We start from the raw sequence: 4,176 nt of genomic DNA, 5'->3' as shown, positions 1-4,176 counted from the left end.
CATGGAAGCCATCCGAGGATTATATAAGAAAACCCGAAAAGAAGGCACTCTCTTCGGGTTTTCGGTCTGTACTGAAATCAAGGTATTATTGGGAATCCCAGATTAAATCATAGATACCGTAAGGGATTTTATTCTTTATTTAAAACTTTGCAACAGAACCGTTTTTTCTTTCATATACATGAAAATAGTAGTTATACGGATTTTTATCATTCTTTATCCCTTTTTGGGCAAATACCTCATTCCATTCCTCATAATTCACTTCTGGAAAAAAAGTATCTCCTTCGAATTCATGATGTATTTTTGTGATGTACATTTTCTCAACATAAGGGAAAAACAAATTATAAATCTGTTCTCCTCCGAAAATAAAAATTTCTTCTTCGTTTTTACATAACTCAAAAACATCTTCTATTGAATGAACAATTTCACAACCATTAAAGGTAAACCCCTTATCTCTCGTCAGAATAATATTTCTTCTGTCAGGTAAGGCTCTTCCGATTGATTCAAGGTTCTTCCTACCTAATATTATCGGATGTCCCTTTGTAGTATTTTTAACATATTCCCAGTCCTTGGGAATCCTCCAAGGAATGTCATTCTCTTTGCCAATCACTCTATTCTTATCCATCGCAGCAATCAAAGAAACTTTCATTTATAACACAGCCTTTTTAACTAATTTACCATCTAATTTCTTATTTCTATCAAAAAACCTTTTCTCATTATCCTGCCCGTTAGTTGAATAAGCAATTTTTTCTATAAGTTATATTATCATAATACCACAAAATCACAAATTTTCATTCAATTATCATTTTCAATTGCATTTTATAAATCATTTTGTATGTAATTTGGTATGTAAGTTAAAATGAAAAAAGTAGTCCATTTTGAAGTACATTTTGTCATTTTGTACTCCAAAACTGAACTACTTACTTTTTTTGCTAGGCTTTTTTTTTACATTTCTTTAATTTTCAAATTTTTTATTTCCCACTCAAACCATTCGCTAAAATCTTGTTTAAAGCCGTTAATAGAATATTGCTCTTGTTCTTCTGCTTCTTTATCGTTTTGAGGGTCTAAGTAGGTCGGTTTATCTTTTGGTCTTGCGTATACACCTATCCATGTTTTAAAATCGCCCTCAAAACTGCTATCTATGATAAAGCCTTGCTCTTTTAGCTCTTCTCTTACTTGAGCTTTTAGATATTGCTGTTCTTGTGTTCCATAAAACCCATTTTCTGTAAAATCTTCTAATTGTAATTTTTTTGTTTTTTCCATTTTCTTTTCCTCTTTTCTTTTTTTGATTTTTAGTTTTTTGACAACCATTTTTGTTAGGCGTTTGAGGAAGTGAAGCTGTTTTCCTCATGTTTTAAAAGCTAGAAATAAATTACAGTGTACGCTCCTTTCTTTTTTCGTTTTGTTGGTTCATTTTCGCCAGTGTGTTCGTGTCGTTTGCTGTGACGAGAACGCAACATAGACACAAAGAAAACACAAGGGCGAGCTTGCTCGTTTATATACCCTTGTGTTTTCGACTGGATATGTTAAGGTAACAAACAGTAAATGGCACGTTACAGACTGCAAAATGTACCAACTGAAAAAAGAAAGAATACAGTTGTGTGCTTTATTTCTCGATCAGCTTTTAAAAAATGAGGAAATGTTTTTATAAAAAAAGAGTAGTTACCGTTTTTTGGTAACTACTCTTTTACTTTTTTAAGGTTTAAATCCCTGGAAGTTTAGGTGTTTTGGGTATTGGTGGTGTAGGTGGCTGCAAGCTTTCCATTTTTTGTTGAATTGCTTTAAATTCAGGGGTTTCTTGGTGTTGATTTTGAACCATTTTTTGCTCTATTCTCTCCAAAGTCGGTTGAATTTCTTTCCCTGATACTTTACGATTTAATTCTCTTTCTAAGGTCTCTTTCGGACTAATGGAAGGCGTTTCTAAGCTTGAATAGAGTTTCACTCCTTCTCTATTGTAAAGCCTTATATCGCTAAATAAGCCCGTTTTATGAAGGGTTTCTAAATTGGTCGGTAAGTTTTTGACAACAATATCATGCGCTTGTTTTGGTGTTGCCCTGGCTGTCATTGGATCATCTGCATACATAGTTTCATACCGTTCAATTGTTCCTAAATATGAGTTGATTTTAGGTACTGCCATGACATACATTTTTGTTTCATAATCTTTGGCTTGAAGCATTGTTGCGGTTTGAATAGGAACGTCTGTTGTTCGTCCTGTACCTTCAATCACTAAATTATACCCTTTATCTCTCAAACGGCTTATGATCGCTTCTGTCATGCGATTAGAATAAGGGGTAACGTATTTTACTACGTCTTTTTCATAAAGTTTCACTAGTTCATCAAAATTAGGGTGCTGTTGTTTGAACGTATCATTATCAATGATAACAACATTTCCTTGTGTCTCTTCGGAAATTGCCGATCGCAAACTAGTTTTACCTGATCCTGGTTGCCCACCAAGTAAAAAAGCGGTTGGCGATTCAACCGCTAGTCTATTTTTAGTTAGTCGTTCAACATTCTTTTCTAAACGATCTTCAAATTGCTTTTCGGTGAAGTCAGTAATATTCGCCATGTTAAGCCACTTTCTCTTTTGTCAAAATTTGTTTTGAATATTGATTCATTGACCGCCAATACTCATGAATAGCTTGTAATTCTTCAAATGGTTGTTGAAATAAATCAACTTCTTGTGCCACTTCTAATTGATTTAAAAGATTCACTTCTAGTAAACGAGTATTTTTAGTATCTAGTTCATGGTTCAAAACATAGTTTAATACTCGATTATAAACGCTTGCCGATAATTCGTTAATGATCTCTATTTCAAATGTTTTTTCATACGTAACTGCCATTTCATTTTCACTCCTTTTTAAAGTTTATCAGGTAAATATTTCCGTATATATTCTTCTAAGGCTTGATCCATAACTTCTTTTACGTTTCCGCCATTTTTTGCTGTTTCAATTTTTATAATATGGTGTAAGTCAGCACGAACACGAACCGTCTTATCTCCCATTATATCTTTTTTTGCACTGATTGGTGTATCATTTCGTTTTGCTTTTTGTGCGCCTAAATTTCCCACAATCACTCACTTCTTTCTATTTCTTCTTATTCTTATTTTATCATCAACAATCACAAATCACAAGTGATTTGTGATTAATCACTTGTGATTTGTGATTCTATTCTTTTTCGTTTTCTAATTGAATAATTCGCTCAAGCATTTCAAAAAATACGTTCTCATACATGGATAAAACTTTTTTGTCATAGCCTTTGTGTTCTGTAATTCCATTTTTAGACCAGGTACTTACTTTATTACTTCGCTTGATAATATTTTGGAAAACCAAGTTATCTTCTTTATGTTGCTTGTACAGTTCTTCCAGGTTTGATTTTATCGTTGCGCTGTCCGTATCAACTAAATAAGGAACAAAACCGATCATATCTAGTCCAGGGTTAAATTGTTCTTGTAAATCAATCAAATAGGAAATATAGTTTTGAATGTTGTTTGTACTTTCTTCTTCTGCTTGTAAAGGGATCATAACGTAATCACTCGCCACGATTGCATTATTTGTATAAACGCTTGGCGTTGGTACAGTATCAATAATAATGAGATCATAGTCACTTTTTAAAGGTGCTAAAAGAGTAGCAAGCAATCTACTTTCATTTTCAAAAGTCCATGAGCGAGTTAATTTTGGCAGTAACATCAAATCAAACGTGCCAGGGATCAAGTCTAAATTATCAGTCAAATGAACAATAGAAGAAGCCAAGTTTCCATTTTTCAAGCCTTCATAAAAATTGACACGTGGCAATTCTACCTCAAAAGTTTTTGCTAAGTCTTTTGTCAATGTTGCCTGTAAGTCCTTATCGATCATTAAAACTTTTAAATTCAATTTGTCTGTCAAGTAAGCAAACATAGTCGATAATTTGGACTTTCCAACACCACCTTTAAAGTAATTATTCAAGATAATAATTGCTTCATTTTTATTGTTTAAAATACGTCTTAATTCTTCAAGTATTTTTAGTTTTTCCTTCTCCATAACTACGCCCCATTCTTTTTTTGTATAGTAATATTGTATCATTAAGAATCACAAATCACAAGTGATTTGTGATTAATCACTTGTGATTTGTGATAAGTGATTTGTGATTAATATATAAAAGCCCTCTTTAAAGGGCTTTTATGTTTATTTTGAAAAAGAG

At 32.6% G+C, this 4,176-nt stretch carries 6 protein-coding genes and 1 pseudogene; 1 reads left to right on the top strand and 6 read right to left on the bottom strand.

Annotation, left to right across the window (positions count from 1 at the left end):
* Positions 1-106, top strand: a pseudogene (locus AB3I34_RS13850) (IS6 family transposase); the annotation flags it as partial.
* Between the two features lie 33 nt (positions 107-139).
* Here the strand turns inward: AB3I34_RS13850 and dfrG are convergent.
* The 6 genes from dfrG to AB3I34_RS13820 form a co-directional block, all read right to left on the bottom strand.
* On the bottom strand, positions 140-646 hold the full coding sequence (dfrG, locus tag AB3I34_RS13845; RefSeq protein ID WP_002415429.1) for a trimethoprim-resistant dihydrofolate reductase DfrG: 507 nt from the start codon (positions 644-646) through the stop codon (positions 140-142).
* 296 nt (positions 647-942) lie between these two features.
* A complete protein-coding gene (locus tag AB3I34_RS13840; protein ID WP_002326830.1) occupies positions 943-1,260 on the bottom strand; it encodes a hypothetical protein in 318 nt (105 codons plus the stop codon).
* 439 nt (positions 1,261-1,699) lie between these two features.
* Complete coding sequence (locus AB3I34_RS13835; RefSeq protein WP_002332783.1) at positions 1,700-2,563, bottom strand: zeta toxin family protein; 864 nt, start codon at positions 2,561-2,563, stop codon at positions 1,700-1,702.
* A 1-nt stretch (position 2,564) separates the two neighbouring features.
* On the bottom strand, positions 2,565-2,837 hold the full coding sequence (locus AB3I34_RS13830) for an antitoxin (RefSeq protein WP_002326825.1): 273 nt from the start codon (positions 2,835-2,837) through the stop codon (positions 2,565-2,567).
* A gap of 17 nt (positions 2,838-2,854) precedes the next feature.
* Complete coding sequence (locus tag AB3I34_RS13825; protein WP_001835296.1) at positions 2,855-3,070, bottom strand: peptide-binding protein; 216 nt, start codon at positions 3,068-3,070, stop codon at positions 2,855-2,857.
* Between the two features lie 91 nt (positions 3,071-3,161).
* Positions 3,162-4,058 (bottom strand): ParA family protein, encoded by an 897-nt coding sequence (locus AB3I34_RS13820; protein ID WP_002326827.1) that lies wholly within the window; start codon positions 4,056-4,058, stop codon positions 3,162-3,164.
* Positions 4,059-4,176: the final 118 nt, after the last annotated feature.

This window comes from Enterococcus sp. C102(2024), assembly GCF_040888205.1.
GTDB lineage: Bacteria > Bacillota > Bacilli > Lactobacillales > Enterococcaceae > Enterococcus > Enterococcus faecalis.
This window is presented reverse-complemented; position numbering and strand designations above follow the sequence as displayed.

Bases quoted from the DNA above. Each gene is read 5' to 3' on its own strand.
- dfrG (WP_002415429.1), bottom strand. From the start codon at position 646: ATGAAAGTTTCTTTGATTGCTGCGATGGATAAGAATAGAGTGATTGGC.
- AB3I34_RS13840 (WP_002326830.1), bottom strand. From the start codon at position 1,260: ATGGAAAAAACAAAAAAATTACAATTAGAAGATTTTACAGAAAATGGG.
- AB3I34_RS13835 (WP_002332783.1), bottom strand. From the start codon at position 2,563: ATGGCGAATATTACTGACTTCACCGAAAAGCAATTTGAAGATCGTTTA.
- AB3I34_RS13830 (WP_002326825.1), bottom strand. From the start codon at position 2,837: ATGGCAGTTACGTATGAAAAAACATTTGAAATAGAGATCATTAACGAA.
- AB3I34_RS13820 (WP_002326827.1), bottom strand. From the start codon at position 4,058: ATGATACAATATTACTATACAAAAAAAGAATGGGGCGTAGTTATGGAG.